Source organism: Butyrivibrio sp. AD3002, assembly GCF_000420905.1.
Classification (GTDB): domain Bacteria; phylum Bacillota; class Clostridia; order Lachnospirales; family Lachnospiraceae; genus Butyrivibrio.
Genome location: NZ_ATVV01000019.1, coordinates 39,188 through 64,863, shown reverse-complemented (window position 1 = coordinate 64,863; position 25,676 = coordinate 39,188). Strand labels below are relative to the sequence as shown.

General features: G+C 41.0%; 27 protein-coding genes. 21 read left to right on the top strand and 6 right to left on the bottom strand.

Going from position 1 to position 25,676, the window contains the following annotated elements; translation table 11 throughout:
• Nucleotides 1–130: 130 nt before the first annotated feature.
• From G596_RS0113605 to G596_RS0113575, 7 genes are all read left to right on the top strand, one after another.
• Nucleotides 131–1,021 carry an AraC family transcriptional regulator gene (locus G596_RS0113605; RefSeq protein WP_022762386.1) on the top strand — a complete coding sequence of 297 codons (891 nt, stop codon included), beginning with the start codon at nucleotides 131–133 and terminating at the stop codon, nucleotides 1,019–1,021.
• 204 nt (nucleotides 1,022–1,225) lie between these two features.
• Complete coding sequence (locus G596_RS0113595) at nucleotides 1,226–2,995, top strand: glycoside hydrolase family 13 protein (RefSeq protein ID WP_022762384.1); 1,770 nt, start codon at nucleotides 1,226–1,228, stop codon at nucleotides 2,993–2,995.
• Between the two features lie 103 nt (nucleotides 2,996–3,098).
• The gene (locus G596_RS0113590) at nucleotides 3,099–4,460 is read left to right on the top strand and encodes a serine hydrolase domain-containing protein (RefSeq protein ID WP_022762383.1); all 1,362 of its coding nucleotides are present in this window, start codon (nucleotides 3,099–3,101) and stop codon (nucleotides 4,458–4,460) included.
• Nucleotides 4,429–4,863 carry a LytTR family DNA-binding domain-containing protein gene (locus tag G596_RS0113585; RefSeq protein WP_022762382.1) on the top strand — a complete coding sequence of 145 codons (435 nt, stop codon included), beginning with the start codon at nucleotides 4,429–4,431 and terminating at the stop codon, nucleotides 4,861–4,863. Before G596_RS0113590 ends, G596_RS0113585 begins: the two co-directional genes overlap by 32 nt.
• On the top strand, nucleotides 4,860–5,267 hold the full coding sequence (locus tag G596_RS0113580) for a hypothetical protein (protein WP_022762381.1): 408 nt from the start codon (nucleotides 4,860–4,862) through the stop codon (nucleotides 5,265–5,267). Before G596_RS0113585 ends, G596_RS0113580 begins: the two co-directional genes overlap by 4 nt.
• A gap of 736 nt (nucleotides 5,268–6,003) precedes the next feature.
• Complete coding sequence (locus G596_RS25780; protein ID WP_278246765.1) at nucleotides 6,004–6,138, top strand: hypothetical protein; 135 nt, start codon at nucleotides 6,004–6,006, stop codon at nucleotides 6,136–6,138.
• Nucleotides 6,139–6,200: 62 nt separating this feature from the next.
• On the top strand, nucleotides 6,201–6,854 hold the full coding sequence (locus tag G596_RS0113575) for an SGNH/GDSL hydrolase family protein (protein ID WP_022762380.1): 654 nt from the start codon (nucleotides 6,201–6,203) through the stop codon (nucleotides 6,852–6,854).
• Here the strand turns inward: G596_RS0113575 and G596_RS0113570 are convergent.
• Nucleotides 6,843–7,646, bottom strand: coding sequence for a 5'-methylthioadenosine/adenosylhomocysteine nucleosidase (locus tag G596_RS0113570; RefSeq protein ID WP_022762379.1), 804 nt, complete (start codon nucleotides 7,644–7,646; stop codon nucleotides 6,843–6,845). The two genes, G596_RS0113575 and G596_RS0113570, sit on opposite strands and share 12 nt — an antisense overlap.
• Nucleotides 7,647–7,833: 187 nt before the next feature.
• Between G596_RS0113570 and G596_RS0113565 the strand changes: the two genes are divergently transcribed.
• Nucleotides 7,834–8,379, top strand: a complete 546-nt coding sequence (locus G596_RS0113565) for a hypothetical protein (RefSeq protein ID WP_022762378.1) — start codon at nucleotides 7,834–7,836, stop codon at nucleotides 8,377–8,379.
• Nucleotides 8,380–8,468: 89 nt separating this feature from the next.
• Entirely contained in the window at nucleotides 8,469–8,597 is a 129-nt protein-coding gene (locus G596_RS25775; protein ID WP_022762377.1) for a hypothetical protein, read from the top strand.
• 68 nt (nucleotides 8,598–8,665) lie between these two features.
• Here G596_RS25775 and G596_RS0113555 read toward each other — a convergent pair whose 3' ends face one another.
• Nucleotides 8,666–9,520 (bottom strand): AraC family transcriptional regulator, encoded by an 855-nt coding sequence (locus G596_RS0113555; RefSeq protein ID WP_022762376.1) that lies wholly within the window; start codon nucleotides 9,518–9,520, stop codon nucleotides 8,666–8,668.
• A gap of 138 nt (nucleotides 9,521–9,658) precedes the next feature.
• Between G596_RS0113555 and G596_RS0113550 the strand changes: the two genes are divergently transcribed.
• Genes G596_RS0113550 through G596_RS0113535 form a run of 4 tightly spaced genes read left to right on the top strand, consistent with a single transcriptional unit; the run spans nucleotide 9,659 to nucleotide 15,039 of the window.
• Complete coding sequence (locus G596_RS0113550) at nucleotides 9,659–11,020, top strand: ABC transporter substrate-binding protein (RefSeq protein WP_022762375.1); 1,362 nt, start codon at nucleotides 9,659–9,661, stop codon at nucleotides 11,018–11,020.
• Between the two features lie 20 nt (nucleotides 11,021–11,040).
• Complete coding sequence (locus G596_RS0113545; RefSeq protein ID WP_022762374.1) at nucleotides 11,041–11,931, top strand: carbohydrate ABC transporter permease; 891 nt, start codon at nucleotides 11,041–11,043, stop codon at nucleotides 11,929–11,931.
• 14 nt (nucleotides 11,932–11,945) lie between these two features.
• Complete coding sequence (locus tag G596_RS0113540; protein ID WP_022762373.1) at nucleotides 11,946–12,788, top strand: carbohydrate ABC transporter permease; 843 nt, start codon at nucleotides 11,946–11,948, stop codon at nucleotides 12,786–12,788.
• A gap of 1 nt (nucleotide 12,789) precedes the next feature.
• On the top strand, nucleotides 12,790–15,039 hold the full coding sequence (locus tag G596_RS0113535) for an alpha-galactosidase (RefSeq protein WP_022762372.1): 2,250 nt from the start codon (nucleotides 12,790–12,792) through the stop codon (nucleotides 15,037–15,039).
• 215 nt (nucleotides 15,040–15,254) lie between these two features.
• On the opposite strand, the gene G596_RS0113530 is transcribed toward G596_RS0113535, so the two are convergent.
• The 3 genes from G596_RS0113530 to G596_RS0113520 all read right to left on the bottom strand — a co-directional run bounded on the left by G596_RS0113530 (nucleotide 15,255) and on the right by G596_RS0113520 (nucleotide 17,702).
• Nucleotides 15,255–15,641, bottom strand: a complete 387-nt coding sequence (locus G596_RS0113530) for a hypothetical protein (protein WP_022762371.1) — start codon at nucleotides 15,639–15,641, stop codon at nucleotides 15,255–15,257.
• Between the two features lie 617 nt (nucleotides 15,642–16,258).
• Nucleotides 16,259–16,846, bottom strand: coding sequence for a hypothetical protein (locus tag G596_RS0113525; RefSeq protein WP_022762370.1), 588 nt, complete (start codon nucleotides 16,844–16,846; stop codon nucleotides 16,259–16,261).
• Between the two features lie 31 nt (nucleotides 16,847–16,877).
• Nucleotides 16,878–17,702, bottom strand: coding sequence for a hypothetical protein (locus G596_RS0113520; protein ID WP_022762369.1), 825 nt, complete (start codon nucleotides 17,700–17,702; stop codon nucleotides 16,878–16,880).
• 172 nt (nucleotides 17,703–17,874) lie between these two features.
• Between G596_RS0113520 and G596_RS0113515 the strand changes: the two genes are divergently transcribed.
• Entirely contained in the window at nucleotides 17,875–18,918 is a 1,044-nt protein-coding gene (locus tag G596_RS0113515) for an SGNH/GDSL hydrolase family protein (RefSeq protein ID WP_022762368.1), read from the top strand.
• A gap of 81 nt (nucleotides 18,919–18,999) precedes the next feature.
• Here G596_RS0113515 and G596_RS0113510 read toward each other — a convergent pair whose 3' ends face one another.
• Entirely contained in the window at nucleotides 19,000–19,875 is an 876-nt protein-coding gene (locus G596_RS0113510) for a hypothetical protein (RefSeq protein ID WP_022762367.1), read from the bottom strand.
• Between the two features lie 420 nt (nucleotides 19,876–20,295).
• Here G596_RS0113510 and G596_RS22210 point away from each other — a divergent pair, with 420 nt between their 5' ends.
• The 7 genes from G596_RS22210 to G596_RS0113475 all read left to right on the top strand — a co-directional run bounded on the left by G596_RS22210 (nucleotide 20,296) and on the right by G596_RS0113475 (nucleotide 25,507).
• Nucleotides 20,296–21,537 (top strand): phosphatidylserine decarboxylase, encoded by a 1,242-nt coding sequence (locus tag G596_RS22210; protein ID WP_022762366.1) that lies wholly within the window; start codon nucleotides 20,296–20,298, stop codon nucleotides 21,535–21,537.
• Between the two features lie 773 nt (nucleotides 21,538–22,310).
• A complete protein-coding gene (locus G596_RS24935) occupies nucleotides 22,311–22,475 on the top strand; it encodes a hypothetical protein (RefSeq protein ID WP_022762365.1) in 165 nt (54 codons plus the stop codon).
• Nucleotides 22,476–22,523: 48 nt separating this feature from the next.
• Complete coding sequence (locus tag G596_RS24930; protein ID WP_022762364.1) at nucleotides 22,524–22,685, top strand: hypothetical protein; 162 nt, start codon at nucleotides 22,524–22,526, stop codon at nucleotides 22,683–22,685.
• Between the two features lie 154 nt (nucleotides 22,686–22,839).
• A complete protein-coding gene (locus G596_RS0113490; RefSeq protein WP_022762363.1) occupies nucleotides 22,840–23,421 on the top strand; it encodes an SOS response-associated peptidase in 582 nt (193 codons plus the stop codon).
• Between the two features lie 58 nt (nucleotides 23,422–23,479).
• Complete coding sequence (locus G596_RS0113485) at nucleotides 23,480–24,199, top strand: sulfite exporter TauE/SafE family protein (protein ID WP_022762362.1); 720 nt, start codon at nucleotides 23,480–23,482, stop codon at nucleotides 24,197–24,199.
• 130 nt (nucleotides 24,200–24,329) lie between these two features.
• A complete protein-coding gene (locus tag G596_RS0113480; protein ID WP_022762361.1) occupies nucleotides 24,330–24,893 on the top strand; it encodes a hypothetical protein in 564 nt (187 codons plus the stop codon).
• 56 nt (nucleotides 24,894–24,949) lie between these two features.
• Entirely contained in the window at nucleotides 24,950–25,507 is a 558-nt protein-coding gene (locus tag G596_RS0113475; RefSeq protein ID WP_022762360.1) for a hypothetical protein, read from the top strand.
• The last annotated feature ends 169 nt before the right edge of the window (nucleotides 25,508–25,676 follow it).

Sequence of the window (25,676 nt, the reverse complement as noted above, 5' to 3'; positions counted from 1 at the left end):
AAAAGGGAAAAGAAAGAGTACGGACAATGGAATAGGCAGGAAGAAGTGACCTGACAAATCTTCGCAAACGAGGAAATGTACGATTTTCAATACTCATCCATAATATACTTGTGAGCAGGAGGAAGAAAGCATGGAATGGATCGAAGCATTACAAAAAGCTATCACGTATATGGAGGAGCATCTTCTCGAGGAGATCAACTATGAAGACGTAGCGAAGCAGGTGCACACGTCGAGCTACGAGTTTCACAGGGCTTTCAGTTTCGTGACAGGCTTAACGGCCAACGCATATATCCGTAACCGCCGATTGTCTCTGGCGGGGAAAGAGCTTGTAGAGACCGATGCGAAGATCACTGATCTGGCAATGAAGTATGGCTACGAAACACCGGAAAGCTTTACTAAGGCTTTCACAAGGTTTCACGGTGTCGCGCCGAAAACAGCCAGAGAAGAAGCCGGCAAACTGACGCTTTTTAATCCGCTTACAATTACATTATCTGTGAAAGGTGGTAAGAGTATGGATTATCGTATCGTTCAAACAAAAGAGAAGAAGTTTATCGCACTGGTAAGGGAGTTCAGTAACGGAATTATTAACGACGAGGCCAACCACGAAGTGGCGGATTTCTGGGGAGAATGCAACAGCAAGAATATGCTGTCGCCGATCTGGATGCTGAGAGAGGATGGAAAGCGCGATCTCTACGGTCTTTGCAGTCCGACTACAGAAGGAAAGGACACCTTTGAGTACGGTATCGGCATCATCATCGACGAGGATACTGCACAGTTCAATCAGGCAGATCTGGAGAAAAAAGGCTTCCACATCTGGGATGTCAATCCCGGGACCTATGTAGTATTTGAATGTGTGGGTGAAGATGGCGACTGCATCGCCAAGACCTGGGTGAAGTTCTATAAGGAGTTTCTGCCGCAGATGGGCTACGAGGCTTCCGAAGAGACTGACTACGAGCTTTACTTTGATGGGACCAGGCCGGATATATTCTGCGAACTGTGGATTCCGATCAAGAAAAAATAAAAAGCAGCCGAAATATTGTCCGGAGGATTAGCTATGGATATCAGTATTCTTTTAATTCTACAGGAATTCAGAAACGGAATCGGTGCCTGTCTCACAGATTTTATGCTGAAAATAAGTTACAAAATAAGGCATTGATTTATTTGGCCGTATAGGGTATAGTTTTTATTGCAACGGAAAACGTTTTCCATAACAAGAGGAGCGAATATGAATTTAGGTGCAATATATCACAGAATGTCCGAACAATACTGCTATAGCCTTGATGAAAACCAGCTGATTATCAACATAAAAACAGGCTACGATGTTGATAAGATTTTCATATACCACGGAGATCCGTACGATGCGGGAATAATGGGCGGAAAAGAGCGCTGGAACGGCAAGAAGGAAGAAATATTTTTCAAGAAAAGATTGAAGGACCACATCTGGTGGACGACAACGCTTTGCCCCGAGCACAAGAGATGTAAGTACTATTTTGAGCTTCACTCGGGTGATGAATGTGTATATTTCTTCGAGGATGGTTTCTACAGCGAGGAGGAGATGAATCAGGAGGGCAAGATTCTTTCGTATTTCATCATGCCCTGGATGAATCCTGCAGATGTCTGCAAGACTCCCGCATGGGTAAACGATACCGTGTGGTATCAGATTTTCCCCGAGAGATTCTGCAACGGCGATAAGAGCATAGACCCTGAGAATGTGATGGAATGGCAGACCGGCGAGGTCGGGATGCACGACTACTACGGCGGCGACATCAGGGGCATACGCGATAAAATTCCCTACCTCAAGGAGCTTGGAATTACCGGACTATATCTTAATCCTATATTTGAGGCGCACAGCAATCATAAATATAACACCCGTGATTATAAGAAGGTTGATCCGCATTTCGGAACCAACGAAGACTTAAAGAACCTGGTGAAGGAGGCTCACGACGCGGGTATCAGAGTCATGCTTGATGCGGTATTTAATCATACCGGAAGTGACCATCCCATGTGGCTTGACGTCCTGGAAAACGGACAGCAGTCAAAGTATGCGGACTGGTACATGGTAAATAAATGGCCTGTGGAGCAGGGACGCGACACCAGAGACGGAAGGTATTTTTCCTTTGCTTTCGCAGAATACATGCCAAAGCTCAACACCAATAATCCTGAGGTTCAGGATTATCTGCTGGATATCATCAGATTCTGGATTGATGAGTTTGATATTGACGGGCTGCGGTTCGATGTGGGCAATGAGATATCACATTCCTTCCTCAAAGCAGTTCGCTATATGACAAAGCGTATGAAGGACGATTTTTATCTGCTCGGTGAAATATGGCACGATTCCATGTCATGGCTCCAGGGAGATGAGTACGACTCGGTGATGAATTATCCGCTTTCCACAGCGATAGCTGATTTCTGGGTTTATAAAAACAGAGGCCGTGAGACCTTTGAATATGACATAAACAGATGCTTTACTATGTATTATTCCCAGGTAAATGACGTCCTTTTCAATCTTCTGGATTCGCATGACACCAACAGACTCTTTGAGAAGGCAGAGAAAAATGTGGACATTTTCTATCAGCAGCTTGCGGTACTTTTCACAATGCCCGGAAGCCCATGCATCTATTACGGAACAGAAGTAATCATGGATGGATCCTATGATCCCGACTGTCGCAGATGCATGCCCTGGGATGAGATAGACTCAGGGAAAAAGGATGCCGAGCTCTCAGAGATGAAAACGCTTATAAACATGAGAAAATCTCTGCAATCCTGTAAGAGCAGGAATTTCCATTTTCCTAATGATGTTGCTGACGAAAGGGTAATATCATATCTGAAAATCGGTGATAATGAGAGCCTTCAGGTATACTTAAACTGCGGAGAGTCAGATGCCGTCATAAATTTCGGTGATAATACTGAGGTTGTATATAGCCGTAAGTGGAATAATACCGATGAATGCAGCGGAATTCTTGGAGAAAAGGGCATTTTGATTTTGAAATCCTGAAACTATGCATGAAACAAGTGTAGCTATATTTGCACTATCTGTAGTGATATATGGTAAAGTGCTCAGCGCTCCTCTATGATTTAATTATGGAGGAACGCTGCATATGAGCACACGAAGAATCACAGCCATATTGGCTATCTTTTTAATAACGGTCGTTTTCTTACGAAGCATCTCACAGACTGCAAATCCCAATGACATAGAGGATCTTATAAAGCAATATCAGCAGGAGACAAAATGCAATCACGTAAGCGTTGTAGTTTACAACCACGGCGATGTCTCATATTATGGCGATAGCGAAGGGCTCTACCAGATAGGTTCCATGACAAAAGCCTTTACCGGGCTTGCTATTCAGAGGCTGATAACAGAACGCGTCATTGATGAAAATGGCGTAATTTCTGACTATATCCCGGGATTTGAGGCTTTCTTTGATTCCAGGAAAGCTGATATTACGGTAAGGAATCTGCTTGAGCAGAAGAGCGGTTTTACAAATAATGAAAAAGAATACCCGAGTGCTGCGGCGACGGAGACCCTTGCAGAGTGGGCTGACAGAATCTCGGGGAGTGAGTTAAACAGCATGCCCGGAGCCGGGTATGCATACTCCAATGTGAATTACAATCTTCTGGGACTCGTCATAGAAAATGTATCCGGAATGCCCTATACTGACTACATGGAACAAAATATCCTTTTGCCGCTTGGTCTGAAAAATACATATGTCGGAATGCCTTATAGCGGCAGAATTGTCGAAGGAACAAGGCTCGGATACCGTCATGCGTTCGATTTTCACATGGCTGTAAAGGAAGCAAGCATACCTGCAGGATATTTCTATTCAAACACTGAGGACATGGGCAGATGGATTGAAATTTGCTTAGGAAACAGCGAAATCCCGGAAGATTTTAAGGAATCTTTTTCAAAAATCAAAGAACAGCTCAAGTCGGAAGGGGATTATTATTCCGGCTGGGAACTTTTCGCTGACGGTGTGACAGGTCATTCAGGCGGTACCCCGAATTATTCTTCAAGAATTGTGTTTGAAGATAAGAACCAAATAGGTGTATGTGTTCTTTCCAACCTGAATGTAGCGGCCACTACAGACAGTCTGTGCAACAGTATTTTTGATATTTTATCAGGCAAAAATCCGGGGCCACTGACCAAAGACATCTGGACGACTTTTGATATTGTCTTTTCAGCCGTGACAGCTGTTGGCATTTTTCTTTTTGGGGCTATTTTCATCACAAAAAGGCAATCACTTCTCCTTGGATGTGATACGATACTAATAGTTCTTCTTGCATTAGTTCTAATATTGTTTCCAATAATTTTCGGTGCCGGAATGAAAGAAATTGTGTTTACATGGGCACCCCGGAGCCTGGCGGGAGGTATCCTTACTGTCGCCGGAGATATCGTTTGTACCACTATAAAATTGCTGACAGGGAAAAGGTATGCAGATCATAACAAGACAGGTAAAGGATAAACCGCTTACGGTAACAATTGAATACCCGGAACACACTGATTTCGTCACATCTCTGGTTCGCAGGATAAGCAGCATGGATACAAGCTTTTCTGCAAGCATAGATGGACGCCGGGTGAAAATAAGTCTGTCAGATGTCTATTACATTGAGAACGTAGAGCGAAAACTGTTCCTTTATACTGCAAAAGACGTGTATCGCCTTGACTCCTCCATGCCGGAGATGCTATCCATAACTGCAGATACCGATCTTGTCAGAATATCGAGGACCTGCATTATGAACACGGATCACTTGAAAGAAATCCGGCAGGTCAGGAATAGTCACCTTGAGGCAGTGCTTGATAATGATGAGATGCTGATTGTTTCCAGAAAGTACTTGAAGGATATAAAGAGGGTTTTCCAAAAATGAAGAGTATAAAGATAATTCTGAGGGATACTTGCATATTGGCGGCGTTGATGATTTTGTCCGTATTCGCTATTTCCATAATATGGTCAGGAGTCACAGAGGAGATAGGGCTTGTCCTCAAGCTGTTCGGCCTGGCTTTAATTATCGCAGTCGTAAATTACCTGATTGACGAGTATCTTTCTTTATCAATGGCAATGTATTATGTAGTAAAATATTTTGCGATAACAGTCTTAGTGATGCTTTTCGGATTTATAGCAGGATGGTTCTATCCAACCAATTTCTGGATGGCATTTGTCTATGTCGGAGTAGTGCTGATACTGGCGTACTCAATTGATAGTTTCAGGGTGAAAAAAGATATAGAATTTATAAATGGGAAGATTAGTGACAGAGGGCAGCGAGGGCTGTAGATGTATGTTTTGGGTGAGTAAAAGACATGGAATTTAGAAAACTAACAGCTTCAGATTTAGCATCACTACATTGTTATAAAGCAATTTTACAGAGCGCCAAAGCCCGAACCGACGCCCATAGGTTTTATGAGCATAAAGGCTTCAACGGAGAGTCAAAAAAAGCCTTCGATATGCGACTGGAGTAAGGGGCTATGCCTTTTGAGATAATAGCTATTCTTTGCGTGGCCAGATATTAGATGATCAGACGTCAATAAACCTATTATTTGTATATTCCCTGCTGCAATACAAAAAAGTACGAATAACAGCAGTATAAATTTAGTAGTATAGTCTGCTGAAAAAGTGAAATATGCTAATTGTGGCAGTAGCTTTTACGATACCATCTCTGCTACAAATAGGAACAATCGAAAATGCGGCAGCCATTAGATGGAAAAAATAACTGCCGTAAATAAACCAAATAAGATATGCGGTAGAATACTGCCACTAAAAACAACTGCTGCAAATGTGCAAAGCAAATAATCCAGCAGTTATAAGCCATAGTTTCGCTCTACTGGTTTAACTTGATAGCATATGAGCCTTAAAATATTATAATCCGAAACGGGCGTCTTATCTATGAAAACGCCTGGTGAAAAACCAATTCATATAACCCTGACGGAACCCCCTGCACCGACAGCAGCGAGGTAACCACGGATACTCTATATGACCAGGCCTCGCTCACAGACCTTGATATAATCAAAAAGTGGAAAGCGGAGCTCACGATGCCAATAAATTTGATGGCGGCTGGTACGCCGCAAGTACCTTAGGTTTTGTCCCGGAGATTCTGTATATCGGTATGGACTCCAACGAGGAGATTAGCGAAAAACGTAAGAAGTAAGAAAGAGCTCGGTTTGTTATATAATGGCTAAACAATAATATGTACAACTTTTGGAGGACAAAATGGAAAGAAAACGTGTGTTATGTTTTGGAGATTCTCTTACATGGGGATATGATCCCGAAAAGAGGACCAGAATAGATGAAAATATGAGATGGACCGGTGTGCTGCAGACACTTCTGGGCGATTCCTACAAGGTTATCGAGGAAGGACACAACGGAAGAACCATTGCTACCGACGATCCCGCAGAGGGTGAGAAAAACGGCCTCAAGTACGTTATTCCCTGTATCGAGAGTCAGTCCCCTGTTGATGTGATGATCATCATGCTGGGCAGCAATGATCTTAAGAGGAAATTTTCATACTGTTCCATGGATATAGCAGGAGAGATGCAGATATTCCTTGAAAAAGTTCAGGCACACAACAGGTTTCGCATGAACGATAAGATGAAGATTCTTCTGATATCACCTCCGCTTGTAGGTACAACAGGCAAAGGCTCTTGGCTTGAAGACTGCTTCGATTTTATAAATGCAGCAAAGGTTTCCTCAGAGCTTGCACAATGGTATAAACAGCTGGCTGACATGTACGGCTGCGCGTTTCTTGATGCTTCCAAGATAGTTTCACCAAGCCCCGCAGACGGAGTACATATTGACAAGGATGCCCACGGAAAGCTTGGAAAAGCCATCTATGACAGGCTTCATAACAGTGGCTTATTGGAGTAACATGGCAACAACAATTTTTCCTGAATTATTTGCGGCGATGTCTCCCATATTTTCAATGCTCTCATAGGCATTACCATCGGCCTTATCGGACATCGCACGTATAATAACAAATGGTATGTCATACTGATAGCATACTGCCGCAACCGAAGCACCTTCCATTTCACAGGCGATAGCTCCAAAATCATCGCTTAACTTTTTTACATATTCCTCAGACGCAACGAATTGGTCTCCTGTGGCAATTGTTCCTTTGAAGACATGCTCTTTTCCCACCACGGAAACAGCAGCATCGTACGCTCTTTTCACAAGCTCTTCATCGCAGTAGTAGTAGCCTTCATCACCAAGTTCACCCATAGAACCGGTTCCGCTCCAGATAAAGCCGTCGTTCGAAATCATTCCGTAATCGTGCTGTACAAGGCGCTCAGCAATTACTTCATCCAGCACCTTGGTTTCATCCCCGACACCGCCGGCAATTCCTGTAAATATCACGTTCTTAATATTGTAATTATTCAACATGGCAGTCGCTCCGGATGCCGCAAGCACCTTGCCGATTCCACTTCTGGATATGATAACAGGCTGCCCGCACAATTTTCCAACGTGATACTCAACCTTACCGATGGTATCAACGTGATCTATTTCTGCCTCTGATAATAGATACGCTATCTCATTATCCATCGCGGAGACGATTCCTATATATTCCTGACCTTTATCCGGTGCCTTTTTAGCTGAGCAGGCACAGAGCGAAATCATCAATAACACCATGAACACTGACAAAATCTTTGCGGTTTTTTTCATTAGGTTACTCCTTAATTTCATATTTTTCTCCATACATTATTAGCTTATAGTATCAACGGCCTAAAAAATTCTTTTTTATAAAAATTTAATAGTTTTTTCACTCGAACACTCATAAAATATGATTCAGGAGATTTAGTTTCCTGTAGAGGTGGTAAAAGACTGAAGTTTTCTTATGGAGGATTGCAAAATGGGTAAGAGTAAAAAATCTATTGTTATCAAATTTTTGTCCCTTGTACTTGTTTTGATTTTGGCTACCACGATGGCTAATCCCATAACCGTAGAAGCTAAAGTAAGAAAGAAAACACTTAAAACCTTGCACACTTTCAGCAACGATGATCCGCTTTATCTCGACAGCATCGCATATCGTGTAAAACCGGGACATTATAGATTCAAGATTAAAAAGCCGAAGAATTCCGGAGCCTACGGCCTCATAAGATTCATGGCTCCCAAGGAAAAAGACTATTATTTTACTGTAAATAAAGTTCATGGAAACAAAAGAAAAAACTATGTGAACGGATATTTCAATGTTCTGCAAAAATTGATGGAGCCCGACGGATATCTATATTCGGAGCGAATCGGAACCAGTGGTTTATTTGCCTCTAAAAATACCGGTATGGCCAGAAAGACAAGACGCATCGGTTTTGCATGCTATCAAAACACTGTGATGTATATAGAATTCTATGTTTCCGGAAGCAGATCAAGCTATGTACAGTTTGATTTCACAATTAAATAGCTAGAACTTCAATGAATTTCAACACCTCACAAAATAACATTGTTTACAAAAAATCGCTTTGATATCATTCTTACCTGGAGGACACGAATATGTTTAGTAAGATTGATAACGAAATGAAGCGACGCCTTGCTATGACTCTTGGAGGTGTTGTGATAGCCACATTTATCAATTTGTTCCTTGTGGGCTACGTAGTTGATTTTTCATGGGGCCGCTTATAGAGTTCTTCAATGTCAATGTGGCAAGACCGTTCCGTTATGGCAAGGGAAAAAATAAAGCCTAGACACATTTAAATATCAGGAGAACTTCTGTATTCACTGGGGGACATACCGGTTATTCTCTTGAAAGCTTTTGAAAAAGTAAATATGTCACTGTAACCGACAGCAAATGCAACGAATTGTATTGTGTTGTCGGTTTTTTTCAGCATATTTTTAGCCATGTTAACACGATAAGTTGACAGGAAATCCTTGATTGTAGAGCCTGTTGCTTCATGAAAAAGCCTTGATAAATAGCTTCTGTTTAAGCCACAGGTCATTGCTATGTCTTCTACATGGATGGGTTCTGAAAACTTAAGTTGTATGAATTTTATCACTGTGCGGACGTACTGGAGCTGCAGGCTTTCATTTGTTTCTTCCTCGCTGCGGGCATAGGAAGAATGAAGAAAGTCCATCAGTTCATAGGTTTTGGCAATGCTGAAGTATTCCCTTTCATAGTTTTCAAAAAGATCGTCCATCAGACGTTGAAGAGCGCTTTTTGTTTCGCCTTCCCGGAGTTTAACATCGCGTACAGGCTGCATCTCATTGAGCTCGCATTCGTTAAAAAGCTCAAGCATAGCAGAACCTCCGAGATGAGCCCAACAGTATGTCCAGGGATCCTCGCTGTCAGCTATGTAGTATGCACTGATACCTGCCGGAATAAAGAAAATCTGTTGCTCATGGATAGAGTATTCTTTTCCCATAATCTGAAGCATGCCCTTGCCAGAAGTCACATAATGCAAAATGCCGCGAGGACGTATAACGGGGCCGTATGAATAACAGGTTTTTGCCACATAACGTCCTATCTCATAAAGCCTTACTTCATCGCTTTTGTCGTAGTCAAGAAAAGCGCAAAAATCAAATCCGGGTCCATCTGTTTTTGTATTCATAAAATAACCACCTCACAAAATGACAAATACTACCAACATAATAACATGTAAAGAAACATTTGTAATGGATAAACTAAGCAAGACAGGCAAACAAAAAAGCAGAAATAAATCTGCAAAACAAATGGAGGATAAGAAAAAATGAAAAAGAAAGTATTGGCACTTGTTCTTAGTTCTATGATGGCTGTAGGAATGATCGGCTGTGGCGGATCTTCAGCAGACAACACCCAGGCAACTACTGAGAATACCGAGAGCACTGCCTCAGAAAGCACTGCTTCCGGAAATTATAAGACAGACCACATCACAATCAACATCTGGGATTCAAACCAGCAGGCAGGAATCCAGCAGATAGCTGATGACTGGACAGCTAAGTCCGGTGTTAAGGTTAACATCGAGGTTATCGATTGGGATAACTATTGGACACTTCTTGAAGCCGGTGCTTCAGGCGGAGATATGCCCGATGTATTCTGGATGCATTCCAACACAGCACAGATGTATATGGAGAATGATATTCTTCTTGACCTTACAGATTACATTGCTAATGATTCTTCAATCGATAAGAGCAACTATTACGAAGGTGTTTGGGATCTTTACAGCAGCAGTGGCAAACAGTATGCACTTCCCAAGGATCATGACACAATCGCTCTTCTTTATAACAAGGCAATCTTTGATCAGTACAACGTAGAATATCCTACAGATGACTGGACATGGGAAGATATGTACGAGGCAGCTAAGGCTATCACCGAGGGTTCAAACGGCGATGTTTATGGTATGGCTATGAACACTTCCAACAACCAGGATGGATGGTACAACCTTGTTTACGATTACGGCGCACAGGTTATCACAGAAGATCACAAGGGAACAACAATCGGTTCCGACGAAGCTAAGAATGGTATGGAGATGTGCAGAAAGCTTATCTCTGTTGGCGCTCCTCAGTCTGTAGTAGCTGAGACAGGAACAGATTCACTTTTCATCTCCGGTAAGACAGCTATGATCACACAGGGTTCATGGATGATCAACACATTCTACACAGCAGAAAATCATGCAGATTATGCATGGGCAATGCTTCCTTATGCAGATGTTAACGGCAATGGTTCATGTGATGCCGGCGAGAGATATTCTTGCTACAACGGTCTTGGATGGGCAGCAAATGCAGCTGTTGAAGATCCTCAGGCTTGCTACGACCTCATTTCTTACTTCTGCTCAGAGGAAGGTCAGAAGAAGCAGGCTCAGCTTGGTGTAACAATGGGCGGTATGAAGGGAATTTCAGAAGATTTCTCCGGCGCTTTTGAGGGAATGGATGTTTCAGCATTTGTAAGAGCCGAGGAAGAGGGAGATCTTTACTTCCGTCCTTACACAAGAAAGACAACTGTTTGGGAAGATGCTCTTCAGCAGGAAGGCGCTTTCCTTGATGCATGGCAGAGCCCTGATGATCCGGCAGCAATGGCTACAGCATGTGACAATGCTCAGAAGATTATCGAGGATGCTATAGCAGCAGAGTAATATAACAGAGGAGAATAATCATGGCTAAAGGGAAAATGACTCCGTCTCAGAAAAGGCAGGCTATTTGGGGATGGGCTTTTATTACACCTACCATGCTGGGACTTATCATATTAAATTTTTATCCGGCAATTAATACTGTATACCAGTCATTTTGTAAAACCGGAGATTTCGGAAAAGGAAATAGATTTGTCGGTCTTGCAAATTATCAGGCTGTTCTTACGGCAGGTGAAACATGGCAATCCCTGTGGAATACTGTAAAATATGCAATCGTTGAGGTTCCTCTTGGAATTGTGATTGCTCTTATACTTGCAGTACTTCTTCAGAATAAGCTTCCGGGAAAGGGATTTTTCCGCACACTGTTTTTCCTTCCTATGGTCTGCGCACCTGCTGCAGTAGCTATGGTATGGAAGTGGCTATATAACCAGCAGTTCGGACTTATCAACAACACTTTTGGTACAAAGGTTGCGTGGATATCAGATCCTAATATTGCATGGATCAGTGTAGGAATAATCGGTGTCTGGTCAATAATCGGATATAACATGGTTCTGTTTATCGCTGGTCTTCAGGAAATACCGAGAGATTATTACGAAGCTGCCCAGATTGACGGAGCATCACCCTTGAAGCAATTTTTTAACATAACAGTTCCGCTTCTTAGTCCTACAACATTCTTTATCGTTCAGACAAGAATTATCGGAGCCCTCACTGTGTTTGATCTTATGTTCATGGTAATGGATAAGACGAATCTTGCTCTTAATAAGACACAATCAATCGTTTACCTGTTCTATACCTACGCATTTACAAACAGTAACAGGGGCTACGGCGCGACACTTGTTGTAGTACTTGTAGTATTTATTATGATCGCAACCTTCTTCCTGCAGAGACTTGAGAAGAAGATTGTATTCTACAATTAAAGAAGGAGCATGTTATGGATAGTATGAAAAAAAAGTATATTATCGGTAAAATTCTCGCATATGCAGTGCTGATAATATTTGCAATCATAATGCTTGTGCCTTTTGTATGGATGATCCTTACCGCACTTAAGACAAACCAGGAAGCAATCAGCGTAGATCCTTTCTACATTTTACCTGCGCATGGATGGCATTTTGAAAACTTCGGAACAGTATGGAAGAGTTATAATTTCATAACTCTTTACAAGAACACAATTTTGTTCATTATTTTCCGTGTAATCTGTGCCTGCCTTACAGCAACAATGGCAGGATATGCATTTGGAAGACTCGAGTTCCCCGGAAAGAAGTTTATGTTTTCCCTGGTTCTTATCCAGATGATGATTCCTTCTCAGGTATTTGTAATACCTCAGTACTTAATGGTTTCAAAGCTAAAACTGATGAATACTACAGCAGGACTGGTTTTCCCGGGGCTTGTTACAGCATTTGGAACTTACCTTTTGAAGACGGGATATCAAAGTCTGCCAAAGGATTTGGAAGAGGCGGCGGCCATTGATGGCTGTAATATTGGACAGACATTTCTTTTCATAATGATGCCTCTTACAAGATCAGCAATGATCTCACTTGGAATCTTTACTGCGCTGTTTGCGTTCAAGGATCTTATGTGGCCCATGATCGTCTGCACAAATGCCAGCACAACTACACTTAGTGCAGGTCTTGCAAAGATGCAGGGACAGTATGGCAGTGATTATCCCGCAATGATGGCATCAGCAGTGCTTGCAATTGTTCCTATGATAATTATTTACATCATTTTCCAGAAGCAGTTTGTAGAAGGAATTGCAACATCAGGAGGAAAGCTCTGATATGGCAATCAGTTTTGACAAAGAAAACAAAGTGTTTTGCTTAAATACTGAAAACACTGAATATCAGATAAAGATAAATGAATACAACATGCTGCTTCATACCTACTATGGAGCACCCGTTGGAAACAATGACATGGGCTATCTTGTTCGTGAGATAGACCGTGGCTTTTCCGGCAACTCATACGAAGGAAGGCACAAGAGAGGTATTTCACCTGATACCCTTCCCTTTGAGTACAGCACGGATGGCGCCGGAGACTACAGAATAAGTGCAATTGACGTTGTTCTGGAAAACGGCAGTAGAACTTTGGATCTGAGATATAAGAGCCACAGCATTATAGAGGGAAAAGAGGCTCTTATGGGATTACCCCATGTAAGAGGCGAAGAGGACAGGGTAAGCACCCTTAAGATAAGCCTTTTTGACGAGCCTTCGGGAATAGAAGTTACTCTTATTTACTCAGTTTATGAAGAAAAAGATATTATCACAAGATCCGCAAAGATCACAAATACATCCGGAAGTGTTCACAGATTGACTAAGGCAGCATCAATGGGGATTGATATGCTTAATAAGAAAATGGACATGATTCACTTCCATGGAAGACATGCAATGGAGAGACAGCCTGAGAGGATTCCGCTCACACATGACGTACATGTTGTTTCTTCCAAGCGAGGTGCCAGCAGCCACCACAACAATCCTTTTGTGATTCTCTGCGACCGCGATACAACTGAAAATAGCGGAGAATGCTATGGCTTCATGCTTGTTTATTCAGGCAACCATGCAGAGGAAATCGAGGTAGACCAGGCCGGTAGCATCCGACTTGTTTGCGGAATCGGAAGTAATAATTTTGACTGGAGACTTGGATCAGGTGAGAGCTTTGATACTCCTGAAGTAATCATGGCATACACCGGCAACGGTCTTAATGATCTTAGCTTTTTGTACCATCGCATTATCCGTGAGAATGTGTGCCCGCGTGAATTCAGACAGGTTAAGAGACCTGTTCTGATCAATAACTGGGAAGGCACATATTTCAATTTTGATGAAAAGAGCATCATCGAGATTGCAGATGCAGCAGCAGATGCTGGCTGTGAGATGCTGGTTTTGGATGACGGTTGGTTTGGCGAAAGAAATGATGACAACAGGGGGCTTGGGGACTGGTTTGTAAATGAGAAAAAGCTTCCCGGTAGTCTGTCAAAGATTGCCGATCATGTGAACAGTCTTGGAATGAAGTTTGGGCTTTGGTTTGAGCCTGAGATGGTGAATGAAGATTCAGAGCTTTTCAGAAATCATCCCGATTGGGCGCTTCGCGATCCCGACAGAAATCCTGTAATGGGACGTAATCAGCTTGTTCTTGATATGTCAAGAAGAGAGGTTGTGGATTATCTGTTTGACAGCATGTCGAAGATTCTTGATTCTGCCAACATCTCATACATCAAGTGGGATTTCAACAGGTCAATGGCTAATGTCTTCTCAAATGCTATGTCTGCTGACAGGCAGGGTGAAGTTCCGCACAGATTTGTGCTCGGAACCTATGATCTACTCGGTAGACTAAGAAAAGCCTATCCTGAAGTTATGATGGAAGGCTGCTCAGGCGGCGGTGGAAGATTTGATGCGGGAATTCTTTTCTATTCACCTCAGATATGGTGCTCAGATAACAGTGAGGCCATAAATCGTCTGAAGATTCAGAAGGGCACAAGCTATGGCTATCCGGTAAGTACCATGGGAAGTCACGTTTCAGCATCTCCTAATCACCAGAACGGGAGAAAAACACCTCTTACCACAAGAGCAATTGTTGCCATGTCCGGAACTTTCGGATATGAGTTTGATCCGAGAAAGCTTTCCAAGGAAGAGCGTGCTGAGATGAGATGCCAGATAGCTCTTTTCAATAAGTATTACGAGCTTATTCAGAGAGGCAGATATTACAGATTATCGGACAAGCTTACGGAAGATTATTTCACAGCCTGGGAATTTGTGGCTGCTGATAAGTCAGAAGTGCTTTTAAATCTTGTAGTTACAGATGTAAGAGGTAATCCGGAGATTCCTTTTGTGAAGCTTCCGGGGCTTGATCCGGATGCAGTTTATGAAATTGATCATATGCTGAAATCCGTAGAGGGTTCCCCCGAAGAAGCCGGAATTGAGGAGAGAAGCGAACAGGGTATGCGATATACCGGTAGAGCTTTGATGAATGGAGGTCTTGCATTAGACCCGCTTTACGGAGTATATCCTGCTGTTCAGATTCATTTTAATAAGATTTGATCAAGGAAGATAAGTATTATTCATAGTGGAAAACCTGATTAATGGGGAAGGCTGGAGCTTCGTCACGTAAGCTCCAGCCTTGTTTTAATGAAGAAAAGTGTGTGTTCTTATGAGGGAGTCAAGAGAAGTTTTTAATCTCTTGATGGTTATATAATACAGATAAAATCGTAAGAGAAAGTGACCAATTTGTGTAAAATGTGTGAAATCGTCTCTTATCAGACAGACTCCGTGCTTGTATCAGCCGGATAGTTCACAAGGCAGTATTTTGTGTATTCCACGATAAGCGCCGCTATTTCATTACTCTTGATCAAAATGCCACGTCTTTTCATATTGATCATCTCAAGATATGCAGCTATATCCGTAAAAAGTTTGTTCTTCCTCACGGTCATGGGATATACCTGAATCTGCTGGTTTTTGCAGTACTCAAGAAGATCTTCAAGTGATACATTCTCTTTTTTCTTCCTCTCAAGGAAAGGGTGGAGGAATGGCATCCTCTCAGAATACAGCCAATACATTGTCTTGTCGTAGAGCATGTTGAAGGTGTGTTGTTGTATATACTCCACCTGTACTTCTGAAATCTTGTAGGTTATCCGCTTCTTCATAGAAATCACCACCTGTCATTAACATCTATAATTTGAGCATATCTAATGTGAACATTATAAAACAGGAGAGTAAAACTTTTATTAAAAACGCCTTAACAGAGGCTTAAAATAGCATAAAATCAGGCATTTTCATTGGAATAAGTGTAAAAGCTGGCGGAATTCAGATTGTACATGCCACATATTATAATGGAACTCCGCCCAAGGTAACTGTTAAATATATAGATCCTTTGGGTGCAGAAAATGTTAAGCTTTATGTTGTTAGCAACACGAACAACGGGAGTGGTATTAGTAAAATTACAATAGACGGAAAAGAATATAATGTAAATCTTATCGCAACAGCAAGGTGTAGCTGAAGGTACAGGATATACACTTTCAGGTGCATATAGGGCAATTAACGCACGACAGCAAGCACGGAAAAGTTGTATTAAAAATGAAATTAAAGCCCGGTACCTACAAAGCGCAAGAAATAACTAATGGATACAAATGATCATCAGTCAGCTGCATAGAAAAAGGAGTATTTGTTATGAGAGTTACTACAATAAATACTTTCACCCACCAGTAATAACGGACCTCCGTCATTTCTGACGGAGGTTCGTTATTCAATACTCTTTTTCTTCTCAATAATAATCCATCCTATTTTTGTAGTACCATAGCTCCTCGTAGGATTCATTACTCATGCATGACCTAGAAACAGTCACAAAGCCGTGCTTGTCATAGTAGGTGATTGAAGCGTCGCCGGCATAGCTTTCCTTTATTCTTATGGGCCCACTGAAAAAGAGATTCTTGTATGGATAGAAACGGACATAAGTATCGTCGAATTGTTCCACCTCCATCACGTATTTTTCACCATCTCTTGTTATCACTTCCTCTGTTTGAGTAAAGAAAAGCATTCCACTAAGCATCAATATTTCCCCTCCACCGATAAGAAGCATCCCTGTCAGGGCGATTGCAAGAACGCGGAGGAGATTTTTTTTAATGCTGAAAATGAGCATTATCAGTCCTGCAAGCAATGCTATAAGTATTATTACTACAATGATTTTCCAGATCCATAGCCGCAATCTCAAGCCGGTTACGGGTATAAATATTTTAGTTAGCGCGGCAATAAATACAGTCCATGCCAGTCCCTCTACAAAATATCCAAGAAAAGAAGAGTGCTTGTCCCCACAACTCATCCAATGGAACCACTTTTTTACTTGCTGTTCCAATTTGATACTCCTAATGTAGATATCAGCCTTCTCAATCCTGAATTAAAGGATTTGAAAACATTGCTACATCAACAACTTTTCTGTTGTAATCCTTCTCGTAGAACTGGATACGATCTGATAATGTGTAGCCCTTATCTGTGCTGTAATCATATCCTGCATCGATGATGTTGCCGGTTGAGTCAAGAAGAAGCGCTGTTACATATCCGGGCATCATGTAGTCATCTGACTTAACAGTATAGTCCACTTTGTAGTATCCGTCGCTATCTGTTGAGAGGTACCAGTCACCTTCCCAGTATGTGCTTGTTTCATATACGTTCGGAAGTTCAATGCTGTCCCAGTGAATCTCGCCGGTAGGTGTGTTGTCACAATATACTGACTGTACTATTGTATTGCCGGGTCTTATAGCTGTCTCGTAGAAAGAGATATCAGCGACTTCCTGTCCGCTCTTTCCCTTAGCATAGCCTTTTGCTGAGAAGGTTACATCCTCATCATAAATGTTTGTAATACCTATTAAAAGATAAGGAGAATCACTATGCTTATAAGAAGCTACAGAAATAACGATTCCTTCCATATCCTTGGGTGAGTACTGTACACCCCAGTTAACCTTATTGTAGTCGGTATCCAGTTTGTTCATAATTGATTCCTGCTCAGATGTGAGATATGAGTTCTTGGATAAAGTTGTCTTTTCTGTAGAAAGTAAAGTCTTACCACTTGTAGATGCTGCAGGCTGTACCTTTGCCTGTGAAGTCAGATTGTAAAGGCCTGCCGCTGATACATTAACACTGCCTGTTGTTACGCTGAATACTGCAGCTGCCATACAAATAACACCCATAACCTTTGAATACACTCTTTTCATACCTTTTTTCCTCTTTTCCTTTTTATTTTAATTTTTTTAATTTGTTCATTTGGCTGTTTTATTTGCGCCTTTACCTTATATACAGATGGGGGAGGAAAAATGTTGCAAAGATTTAAAAAAATTTTTAATCTAAATTTAGAATAATAAAAAACGACAGAGCAAGGAGTGACGTATGCAATATAAAGTAGCGGATATACCTCATAAAAAGATATGGGGAAGATGTTCATCCGTAGCGGATGAGCTTATATTATTCTGGACAGGAAGCGGAATTGAATTAAATGTAAGAGCAGGGCATATGTATGCTGATATAGAGGCTGTTTATGATGTATTGGAAATCTGGATTGATGTATTTATAGATGATCAGCGAATCATGCATTTCCCTCTCCTAAAGGGAAAACACAGATATCAACTGATGAACGGATTTGACTCCACTCATGCGGCGTCGATCAGAGTTGTAAGAAGTACACAGTCAATGGCTGAGAGCTGCGCTTCAGTTGTAAAAATCTCTTCTTTTGAGACAGATGGAGAATTTGTGCCTGTGAAGGAAAGGAAATTCAGCCTGGAATTTATAGGTGACAGTATTACATCAGGAGAGGGAAGTTTTGCTCTATCGCGTGAAGAGTGGATGCCCACTGTATTTGACCATGTAAGCAGTTATACATACATGACCGCAAAAATTCTGGATGCTGATTACAACATAATAAGCCAGAGCGGATGGGGGCTGTTTGCTTCCTGGGAGGGCAGCTGCGAATGTTCAATGCAAAAGATATACCCCTATGTTTGCGCCGCACAAAACTGTGAAGAGTCCAAAGCGCTTGGCTGCATGGAAAAATGGGATTTTACTGATTTTGAAACAGACGCGGTCATAATAAACCTCGGGACGAATGACAGCAGTGCAATGAAGCTTGATATCTGGGATGAAGATGAATTTCTCGAGCAATTCACGACCACCGGAAATATCTTTTTAGGTGATATCAGGAAAAATAATCCCGGTGCAAAAATCATATGGGCTTACGGTATGCTTGGAAATGACATGGAAGATGTAATCCGGCAGATTATAGATACTTATAACAAAGAAACCGGGGACAACGTTACATATCTAAGGCTTCCAGACTGCAGCGATATACATGTTGGTGCCAGACTTCATCCGGATCCGGAAGGCCACCGCCTTGCTTCAAAAGTGCTTTCGGACTATCTAAAGGAAATATTGGCATAGAAAAAATAACAGGGGCCGCGCACTGATCACTAAGTGCACGACCCCAAAATAATGCCTGTTCAATTCTTAATTACTTCATTTTTAGTCCTCAATCAAAGGATTTGTAAACATAGCTACATCAGCAACTCTTCTGGAGTATTCCTTCTCGTAGAACTTGATGCTGTCTGATACTGTATAACCCTTATCAGTAGTAAAATTGTATGCCATATCGAGGATATTGCCGTTTGAATCAACAAGAACAGCTGTTACATATCCGGGCATCATATAGTCATCTGACTTAATAGAGTAGTCAACCATGTAGTAACCATCACTATCTGTTGTGAAAGTCCAATCTCCTGTAGCATAAGCGCTAGTTTCATATACTTCAGGAAGTTCAATGTTATCCCACTGAATCTCTCCGGTAGGTGTGCTGTCACAGTATACCGATTTTATAATTGTATTACCGGGTCTTATAGCTGTCTCATAGATAGATATATCAGCGACTTCCTGTCCGCTCTTTCCCTTAGCATAGCCTGTTGCTGAAAATGTCACATCATCATTGTAAATATTTGTAATACCAATCACAAGAAAAGGCATTGTGTCTTCCATATAAGAAGAAACGGAAATGATGATTCCATCCATATCCTTGGGAGAGTACTGTACACCCCAGTTGATCTTTGAATAATCATTTTCAAGCTTGGCAAGAATTTTCTCCTGCTCAGATGTGAGATATGAGCTCTTGGATACAGTCTCTTTTTCCTTTGTAAGTAAAGTCTTATTACCGGAAGTTGACTTTCTCTCGGTTGTTGTACTGCTTCCTGTAGATGTTCTGCTTTGAGTAGTTGTTTTTGTCTGTCCCTGTGACTTGGAAGGATTGTAAAATCCTGCTGCAGATACATTAACACTGCTTGTTGCTACACTGAAAATTGTAGCTGCCATACAAATAACACCCATAACCTTTGAATACACTCTTTTCATACCTTTTTCCTCTTTTCTTTATCATTTTTTATTTTTGATTTTTTATATTTGGCTGTTTTATTTGCGCCTTTACCTTATATACAGACGGGGGAGGGAAAATGTTGCAAAGTTTTAAAAAATTTTTTTAAAATTTTTTCCGGCCTCGGATAATCTTCAATAATAAGATTATTTTTATCTTGAATTAAGATAATTTTTACTTCTATCTGAAATAATAGAATAAGCGTAATATTGGTATTTTTCTTATGGAGAAATCATATAATCCTTAAGTTCACACCGGGATTTGTAAATCGCTTTGAACGTGAGGCCGAGGCATACAATATCCTTCTTCGAGCGCTTTGAATATGCGCTTGAACACTATCACGCACCCCAAAACTGAAGTTAAGTAATAGCCGACTGATTCTTTTACAGGAGGTATTGATAATGAAAATAAGAAAAGCTTATATGCTGGCTGCAATGATTGTAACTGTAATGATTTCAGGGTGTTCTTTGGGTACCAACAATGCTCAGCCAAAGTCGGATACCCAGACTGCCCATGCCAAAACCACAATCGAGTTTATGACGATGCTTGATGAGGATCCGGAATTAAAAAGCCTGATGGAAGAATCAATCATGCTTGCTTCGGTGAACAATCCCGATAAAAAGACAAACCCGGTGCGCTCGCTTGATGATTATTATGCTTTTCTTGACTGGTCAGCAACCTGTATGCCCTGGAATATACTGGATGTTGAAAATCCTTCACTTTATTCGAGCATAGACCAGAGTCTGGACTATTTCTATTACTTGCTGGATCAGCCTCTGCCGGAGCTTGCCGGGAAAGGGTACTATTATCCCTGCCTTGAATACCACGAGCCTGTGGCTTCATGGGTGAAATCTTACTGCAAAGACTGGGGAGAATTCCTTTCAACCGAAGAGAGCTGGAACGATGACTATTATGCCCGCGTAGTAGCTGATGAAGATTTTAATATGAAAAAAGGGTGGTACGCGGATACTAATGAGTGGAAGACCTTTAACGAGTGGTTTTCCAGGAAGCTCATAGATCCCGGAGTTCGTCCTCTTGCTGATGCAGACGTAATTGCCCCTGCAGATTCTACCCCTCAGGGCATATGGAAAATAGATGAAAATTCGCAGATTGACCTTGGAGTTCAGCTAAAATCCGTGCGTTTCTATAATGTGAAGGATATCATCGGAGAAGATAGCGAATATGAGGATGAGTTTGCTAATGGAACGCTGACGCACACTTTCCTGGATGTCAACGATTATCACCGCTATCATTTTCCTATGGATGGCACTGTCCTTGAAGTGCGTAAAATAAATGCGCTTGATGCAGTTGGCGGCATTATTTCCTGGGACAGTACCCAGAAGAAATATATTCTTTGGGATTCGAACCCCGGATGGCAGTCGATAGAAACCAGAGACTGTCTGATACTTGATACAAAATACGGCCTGGTCGCAATCCTTCCAATCGGCATGTCTCAGGTCAGCTCCTGCAACTGGGAAGAAACCGTAAAACCCGGCGTTTCCGTAAAGGCCGGGGATCCGATGGGATATTTCCTTTTTGGTGGAAGCGATATCGTTATGATCTTCCAGGAAGGAGTAGAGCTTAAACTGGAAGCGGATCATCACATCTTCATGGGGGAACCCTTTGCGGATATAACACCGTAGATTTCTGAAGAAAATTTCTTTTTTCGTACATAACATTCTAAATATAAATCCATCAAATCCCACGATCTTATTATGAGACCGTGGGATTTCTCGCTCTAAAACCTGAGATTTCTTATGGTCAACAGCATTTTTCGCAATAATGCTTTTTTCATGAATTTGTTACTCTTTTTAGCCTATTTATGTATAGATATCCCCATATATTTTCGCAAACTAACAGTAATTTTCCTTTTGTTACTCTGTTTTCAGTAAAAAAGGAGTAACAAATCTAAAGAACAAATAGATTTGCGAAAAATGAACTATAGAAATGGAATAAATATCATGCAAAAAGAGTAATAAACTATAAATAATTGCGTATTTGCGAAACGCACATAGCTACACAACAAGTGCATCTATATAACGCGGAGGTATCATTACCCCCGCTTTTCTTTTTGTAAATGAGAGAGAATTCTGGGCATTTTGGTATACCTTTTGCGCTCTTTTAGGGACTTCCACAGGACAACTTGTAAATGAGAATGTGTTTATAGGATTTTGGTATCCATCTTTTTTGAAATCATGGGTACCAAATCACTGAAAGCACCTTCTCATTTACATTTTGGGTTGAAAACCCATAAAAACATGTCGAAAATGTATACCAAAACGCTAAAAACCTTATTTTATTTACTTTTTTCTTAAAGGAAAAGCATTTCCGTGTAAAACAGTTCTAAATAAGTGTAATTACGTAACCCGTTTTCTATATGTGATAAATATATTCTCAGGAAAGGAGAAAACGACATATGAAAAAGATGATGTACATAGCTTCGCTTGCAGTCTATGTTGCCGGGGTGTTCCTGATAGCTGCTAACCACTTTTGGGCTGGTATCTGTGTTTTAGGAGGAGGAACAACGCTGATAAGTACTTTGGCAGCAAAAAATAAGACGGAGCGTGAAAAAGAGGCATGAAAAAAGAGTTTACAGTTAGAAATAAAGGTTTTATTGAGGAGGTTTACTATGAGATACAAAGATATTCAGGATTTGACGACACATAGCGAAAACAAAAGAAACAGAAAAAATGGCCAGATTATAAGCTATGACCAGTACAGAGAAAAGCTGTTTGAGCTTCATAACAAGGAGCCCAAAATCAATATGTTTGGTGCAACATTCACTATCTAATTCATAGTGCAATATTTGTTACATCTTATACATCTACCGAAAAGAGACCTCACCCCCGGTCTCTTTTTTGGTTGCAATTTATGCAGAGTGTAATTTATGATTTTTCAAGAGAGCTTATAGCCCAAATCGGAAACGGAGAAAGGAACGGCGTTATATGTGTGGACGATATTACTATGCTGACAAAACTGCAAAGGCTGTGGAAATCGAGTTACAGCTGCCATATGGGACGCTGATACTTCCAGCCGGTGATATTGTTCCCGGAAAAGCGGCTATTGCGCTTCTATTGGGAAAAGAAACAGCTGATATTAAAGTCTGTGACCTTCACTGGGGACTTACCACCAAAGATAAAAAGCTGGTGATAAATGCCAGGGCGGAATCTGTCCTGGAAAAGCCGATGTTTTCCGAAAGCATAAAGTCCAGGCGATGCATCCTCCCGGCGGGAGGCTTCTATGAATGGAACAGGGACAAAACCAAGTACACATTTACAAGCAAAGATGGCAATCCTCTGTATCTTGCCGGATTCTATGATATGAGCGATAACAGAGACAGCTTTGTAATACTTACCACAGAAGCTAACAGTTCCATGAGCCCTGTCCACGACCGGATGCCCGTAATTATCGACAAAAAGAATGTGAGGGAATATCTGTGTGAGAGCAGTGCCGCACTTGACATGATCAAGGAAAAAATGCCTGAGCTTGATAGAACATGCGACTATGAACAGCTAAGCCTGTTCTGAAATATAGGGAACAACTTTGTTTATACTGATGTCCCTGAATGGAGAGAAAAAATACCACATGATATTTTGGATAATAGCAACACTTTGTGCTTTTTATGTTAAAGGTTTATGCGGGTTTGCAAACACGTTGGTTTTCACCTCAATATTGAGCTTTGGAAATGCCAACATAAATATATCTCCGGTTGAGCTGATTCTTGGATATCCCACCAATCTGATAATCAGCTGGAAAGAACGCAAATCCATAGATTTGAAAATATGCATTCCGCTTGCGGCCATGGTTCTTGTCGGCAGTGTGGCAGGCGTATTTTTTCTGAAAAATGCAGACGTATCTGTTGTAAAAATAATTTTTGGTGCACTTATCATCGTAATCGGCATAGAGATGCTCCTCAGAGAGCTCTCTCCCGGAAAAGCGAAGCAGTCCCGAATCTTACTGACGATAATCGGCGTTTTATCCGGCTTCTTATGCGGACTATACGGCGTAGGTGCGCTGCTTGGAGCATATATAGGCAGAGTGACAGACAGCTCAAAGGCCTTCAGAGCCAATATCTGCCTTGTCTTTGTGGTAGAGAACACCTTTCGAATTGCCTTGTACAGCTTGTATGGCATAATCACAATGGAATCTCTGAAAACAGCAGCACTTCTGGCTCCGTTTATGCTGGCCGGACTTGGTGCAGGAATGCTCAGTGTCCGGGTTATAGATGACAAAATAATAAAAAAAATGGTAATTGTCATGTTAATCGTGTCAGGAATAGCTCTAATACTGACAAACATGGCTTGATCACTCTATAACTTTTCTCAAAAAACCATTCACAAAAATACCCCCTTTTGGCGGTAGCAAATGAAATAAAATATGCTAAAATTCATTTAATAGGCGAAAATTTTTTTCATCGTTTCTTGGAGGGTTAAATATGAAGAGAAGAGTATGGCAAAGAGTATTATCATTGGCACTATTATTTGCAATGACTATCATTCTGGTGAATCCCGTAACAGCTCAGGCTAAGACCAAAAAGCTGAAGCTTCCTTATGCCGAATTTAATATTCCACAAGAATCTTATATCGAATCAAAAGCAGTAACTATAAATAAGACCGGTAATTATAAAGTTCAATTAGGAAAATCCGGAAAAATTTATAGCGGTTTCATAAAATTTGTTGTACCTAAAACCAAGAAATACACATTTACATATAACCATCTGAGAGCAAAAGGCAAGTCGTCATGTTTAGCTACAGTAGATTATACTGTTCCTACCGGGATAGAAGATCAAATAAAGAATCTTGATGGTTATTCTAAAGGTGGATATCAAAATTCTTATCCTTTCGCATATAGAATACCGGGTAAAAAGGGCAGATATAATGTAGCTTCGCGGAAAGTAACGTATCAGTTAACTGAAGGTCAGGTTGTTTATATTAATATTTATAATACTCATACGAATACAAGAGGACCCAAAGTAACATTTAATCTAAAAATTAAATAACTAGTATCGATATAAGGTAGGCGATAATTTTTCATCATTTTCTTGGAGGGTTAAATATGAAGAGAAGAGTATGGCAAAGAGTATTATCGTTGGCATTGCTATTTGCAATGACTATCATTCTGGTGAATCCCGTAACAGCTCAGGCTAAGACCAAAAAGCTGAAACTTCCTTTTGCTGCAGTTGGGCATCCATATGAATCCTATATGGAATCAAAAGCGGTAACCGTTACTAAAACCGGTAGTTATAAAGTGGTAGAAACCAAAAGCTCTGATTATTATGGTGGCGTAATAAAATTTGTTGTTCCTAAAACCAAGAAATATGCATTTACGTTCAGTCATGTTAGAGCAAAGGGCAAGTCACCTTGTCTTCCTTATGCAGAATTCTCTGTTCCCAGCGGAGCAGAAGATGGCATAACATACGTTTCCGGACATACAAAAAAATATAGAGGAGACAACCAGTATCCTTTCGGATACAGAGTCCCCGGTAAACAGAACGTTGCCACACGAACTATAACTTATGATTTGACTGAGGGACAGGTTTTATATATCCATGTAGTAAATGCCTACTACAGCACAAAAGGCAAAAAAATGACATTTAATCTCAAGATAAAATAAATATTTAGCAGGAATATCATTTACGGTATTCCTGCTAATTTTGTCTTTTTTATTTGATTAAGTGCAGATCAAATCGTGCATTGTTTATGCAAATTTTAGAATGTCAGCCAACTTAATATAGTACAATTTAATAGACGATGTTAATCCGAAAATAGCATCAAAGTAGCTA